Source organism: Bacillota bacterium (genome assembly GCA_040754675.1).
Taxonomy (GTDB): domain Bacteria; phylum Bacillota; class Limnochordia; order Limnochordales; family Geochordaceae; genus Geochorda.
The window spans coordinates 1-4,788 of the sequence record JBFMCJ010000312.1 but is presented as its reverse complement, the minus strand read 5'-3'; the positions used below and the strand labels follow the sequence as shown (position 1 = coordinate 4,788).

Sequence of the window (4,788 nt, the reverse complement as noted above, 5' to 3'; positions counted from 1 at the left end):
CTGATAACTGATGAGGGCGTACGCGGCCGAGTGCGCCACGTTGAACGCATACTGGGCGAAGCGCTCGATTTCGGCGAACAGGTCCTCGGCGAGCTTACGGTCGTACCCGCGGCCCACCATGCCCTCGATGAAGCGCTCCCTTTCGCGCGCCATCTCCTCGGGCTTCTTCTTGCCCATGGCCTTGCGCAGCACGTCGGCCTGCCCCGGCGTGTAGTCCGCGAGTTTCGTGGCGATGCGCATGACCTGCTCCTGGTAGACGATGATCCCGTACGTGTCCCGCAGGATGGGCTCCAGCTCCGGGAGCGCGTACCGGATCTCCTGACGCCCGTGCCGCCGCGCTGCAAAGTCTGCGAGGAACTGCAGGGGCCCCGGACGCCCCAGCGCCAGCGCCGCCACCAGGTCGCTGAACTTGTCCGGCTGGAGGTCGCGCATCATCCCCTTGAACAGGCGGCTCTCCAGCTGAAAGACCCCTTCGGTCTCGGCCCTGCTCAGCATCTCATAGACCTTGCGGTCGTCCAGCGGCAAATTGTCCACATCGAGCCGCACGCCGTGGTGCCGTTCGATGAGGTCCACGGCCCTCCGGATGACGGTCAGGTTGCGCAGCCCCAGGAAGTCCATCTTGAGGAGGCCGAGCTCCTCCAGGTGCTCCATGGGGAACTGGGTGACGACGGCGCCGTCCGACGTGCGAGCCAGCGGCACGAGCTCGATGAGGGGCTGCGGGGCGATGACCACGCCCGCGGCGTGCATCGAGAGGTGACGCGGGAAGCCCTCCACCTGCCGCGCCAGGTCGATGAGCCGGCGCACGGATGCGTCCGACTCGTAGCGCTTGCGCAGCTCCTCGGACTCTGCGAGCGCGCCCTGTAGCGTCACGCCCGGCCCCGAGGGCACGAGCTTGGCCAGCCGGTCCACCTCTGCGTAGGGAACCTGGAGCACCCGCCCCACGTCCCGGATGGACGCCCGCGCCGCCATGGTGCCGAACGTTGCGATCTGCGCCACCCTGTCCTTGCCGTAACGGCGCACCACGTACTCGATGACCTCGTCCCTGCGGTCGTCGGCGAAATCGATGTCGATGTCGGGCATCGAGACGCGCTCGGGGTTGAGGAAGCGCTCGAAAATCATGCCGTGGTCGAGCGGGTTGATGTTGGTGATACCGAGGCAGTACCCCACCAGGCTCGAAGCCGCCGAACCCCGCCCCGGCCCGACGGGGATGCCGCTTCGGCGGGCGTAGCTGACGAAGTCCTGGACGATGAGGAAGTACCCTGCGAACCCCGTTTTCTGGATGACCGAAAGCTCGTAGTCCAGACGCTGCCGGATATCCTCCCCGAACTCGCCGAACCGCCGCCTCGCCCCGGCGTAGGTGAGCTGCCGGAGGTACTCGTCCGCGCTTTCGCCATGGGGGGTCTCGAAGGCGGGGAGTTCCGCCCTGCCGAGCCTGATCTCGACGTTGCAGCGCTCGGCCACCTCCAGGGTACGGTCGCACGCCTCGGGGATGTCGGAGAACAGCGCCCGCATCTCCTCAGGGCTGCGCAGGTAGAACTGGTCGGTGGCGAAGCGCAGCCGGTTGGTGTCGCTCAGGAACTTCCCCGTCTGGATGCAAAGCAGCACGTCATGGAAGGCAGCGTCTTCTTGCCGAAGGTAGTGGACGTCGTTGGTGGCGATGATGGGAAGCCGGTACTCCCGAGCCAGCCGCACCAGCGCGGCGTTGAGCTCCTCCTGGCCCGGGACGCCGTTTCGCTGGAGTTCGACGTAGTAGCGATCGCGGCCGAAAATGTCCAGGTAGCGCTCGAGTGCCTGCCGGGCCGCCGCATCCTCGCCCTTCAGGAGATGGGTGGCCACCTCGGCCGACATGCAGCCCGTGGTGCCGATCAGGCCGCGGGCGTGCTCGGCCAGCACCTCCAAATCGATGCGCGGCTTGTAGTAGAAGCCCTCCAGAAAGCCGGTGGTGGATAGCTTCATCAGGTTGCGGAAGCCCTCGTCGTTTTCGGCCAGCACCAGCAGGTGATAGTAGGCGCCCTCCGAGGGGCCACCCGCGCGGTCGTGGCGGCTTTTGGGGGCAAGGTAGAGCTCGGCGCCCAGGATGGGTTTGACGCCGGCGGCCCTGGCTGCCTTGTAAAACTCAATCGTGCCGTACATGGCGCCGTGGTCGGTAACGGCCACGGCCGGCATGCCGTACTCCTTCGCCAGCGCTACCAGATCCTCGACCCGGCAGGCGCCGTCCAGCAGGCTGTACTGCGTGTGGTTGTGCAGGTGCACGAACGACCCTGCCACGGTGGCCTCTTCCTCTCCAAGCCTGGCGGGCGCCGGCGGCGCATACAGATGGGGGCGTGAGTCCCATCGGAAGGCGGCGACGGCGGCCCTCAGGCCCATGCACGGCGACGTACGGCCGGCCCTCTATCAGGTGGTCACCGCCCTCTTCCTGGCCCTGGGCGTGGTGATCGGCGGCAGCCTGTTCGGCGGACTGAGCGCCCTTTTCACCGGGCGCCCGCCAATTGCCACCATACAGGAGCTTGCCCGCACAATCAAGTTGTGGGCCATCGTGGCAGCCATCGGAGGCTCGTTTCCCACCATCCAGGCCATCGAAACCGGGCTCCTGGCAGGGCAGCCGGGGGCGCTGGCGCGCCAGGTGGCCATCATCCTGGCGGGGCTTCTGGGCGCGCAGTTGGGGCAGTGGCTGGTGGCCGGCCTCACGGGGGAGTAGGAGCAAGGCACGGTCTTATGGCGACAGGGCGGTGGGCTTGCTTCGTCACAGTAGGGCGGCGCGGGCTTGTCCGGTGTGCGGCCGCCCTGGCCCTGGGGGTGCTGGTGGGGGCTTCGGGGGCAACGGTCCGGCTGGGCCGGGAGGTGGACCAACTGGTGCGCCAGCGCGACCGGCTGGAGCAACAGGTGGCCGATCTGCAGGGGAGGCTTCGAAAACTCGAAGAGAGCATGGCCCAGCGGCGAAGGCGGCCCGTGCGCGCCACGGCGGTCAACATCACCGGGCTCGACCCCGCCGACGAACTGCAACTGCGCCGCCGTGTGCAGGAGCTGTTGGCAGGAATGGTCGGGCGAGAAGCGGACCAGGTCGACCCCGCCCTGGTCGCCCAGATCCTGGACGGCCGGCTGGTGTCACTGGGCGGCCGCACCGTCCACCTGGCGCTCAAGAGCGTGTGGGTGACGGATACGCTTACCGTCGCCCTGGACGTGCGGGCGGCACCCGAGCGCTGACCGGCGTGGACAGCCGCGAACGGCCCACGGGCGCGATCAGGTGGCCGGCGGGCCGCCTGCCAGCTCCCGGGTGATGGGTTCAAAGTCGATCTCGGAGAAGCCCAGCCGGCGCGCCAGTTCGTCGCCGGTGTCCCGCTGGCCGGAGGCCCAGAGTTCCCGCACGAACTCCCCCGCTTTCCTGCTGGCGAACCACTCGCTGCCAAAGCGCGTCGCCAGCACCTCCCGCACCATCACCTCCAGGGCCCACGCTCGCAGGTATTCGGCCACATAAAACGCGCTGTCCACGTCGTCCAGGTAGTCGACGGGCCCGTACTGCACGCCGGTCGCCTCGCTCAGAATGGCGTCGTAGCGGGCCGGCATCCCGTCGAGCGAGGGGGCGGCGTGAAGTTCCAGTTCGTACAAGAGCTTGGCGGCGTAGCGCCGCAGGAAGTAGAGCCGGTCGATGTAGGTGAACCTCCGGTAGGCCGCCGTCTCGGCCGGGCTTGCCCCCAGGATGCGCTCCAGCCACCGGGGATTGGTCGTCAGGTATTCGAACAGGAAGGCAAACGACTCGGTCACCGAGTTGTCTCCGAGGTAGCGGAACTCCACCGGCAACTCCGGGCGGGTGTGCGCGAAGTGCTGGGTGTGCCCCGCCTCGTGCAGCAGCGCGTGGTAATCGTCCCGCCCGCCCTGGGGCAGGATGACCAGCCGCACGTCCGACGGCACTCGCACCGGCGCGCAGAAGGCCCGGGGAGACTTCTGCGGGCGCGCCTCGGTGTCCAGGTGAACGTTGGGCTGGCGGTCCAGGTCGATCCCGAGCCCGTGAAGGGTCTCCCGGAGGGCGTCTACGAGCTTTTCTTTGGGGAACATGCCGTCGAACGCGGTTCCTCTGAGCATCCAGGCCACGTCGTGCTTGCGCGCCCGCCCCAGCCCGGCGCCGGAACGCTCTTCCAGAGCGGGCCCGAAGTGGTGGCGGTAGGCTGCCTGCGTACGGGACAGCAACTCCTCCATCTTGCGCCCGAGGGTGGGGTAGTCGATGCCCTTCAGATCCCGGTACATGGCGAGGGACGTCGAATAGCCCAGCGATCGTACGAGTTGCTGCTCGCGGCTCCAGATGGCCTCCCGGTCGGGGTTGAGGCCGTCCGTGAAGTCCTGGCGGGCGGTGAAGTAACGCTCCCGCCGGCTACGGTCGGGTTCGTTGGCGATCCGGACGGGCAGGTTGCGGTACGGGACCTTCTCGCCGTCGACGTCCACTGCGCCCTGGGTCTCGCGGGTCACCAGCGCGTCCACCATCTCTTTGACGGCGCCTTCGAGGTACCCACCCACCACGAAGTCCAGCAAGTAGCGAGCACGGCGGCGGGTCTCGTCGTCGGCGGCGCGGTCGCGTTCGGCCCGCACCCGGTCGACCGCGCCGCGTTCGAACAGATGCGGGTGGCGGGCGTAGATGGGGCTGAGTTCCAGGGTCTCCTTGAGGCCGGCCCCGTTGCGGTAATGCTCCTCGAGTGTCTCGCTCAGGAACGCTTCGACTTCCGAGGCCAGCGCATCGAGCACCGCGCTCACCGTCTGCCTCCCTGCGTCCTGGATACCGCGGGCGGGGCGGCGAAC

The 4,788-nt window shown here is 68.2% G+C and carries 4 protein-coding genes; 2 read left to right on the top strand and 2 right to left on the bottom strand.

All coding sequences use genetic code 11. The features are described from left to right. Window positions 1-2,268, bottom strand: a 2,268-nt coding sequence (gene dnaE / locus AB1609_15660) for a DNA polymerase III subunit alpha (protein ID MEW6047888.1), incomplete at its 3' end; no start/stop codon positions are given. A gap of 97 nt (window positions 2,269-2,365) precedes the next feature. Between dnaE and AB1609_15655 the strand changes: the two genes are divergently transcribed. Both AB1609_15655 and AB1609_15650 read left to right on the top strand, forming a co-directional pair. Next, window positions 2,366-2,698 carry a YtrH family sporulation protein gene (locus AB1609_15655; GenBank protein ID MEW6047887.1) on the top strand — a complete coding sequence of 111 codons (333 nt, stop codon included), beginning with the start codon at window positions 2,366-2,368 and terminating at the stop codon, window positions 2,696-2,698. A 17-nt stretch (window positions 2,699-2,715) separates the two neighbouring features. Next, entirely contained in the window at window positions 2,716-3,204 is a 489-nt protein-coding gene (locus AB1609_15650) for a hypothetical protein (protein ID MEW6047886.1), read from the top strand. Between the two features lie 36 nt (window positions 3,205-3,240). Here the strand turns inward: AB1609_15650 and AB1609_15645 are convergent. Then, a partial coding sequence (locus tag AB1609_15645) for a hypothetical protein (protein ID MEW6047885.1) occupies window positions 3,241-4,788 on the bottom strand: 1,548 nt, incomplete at its 5' end.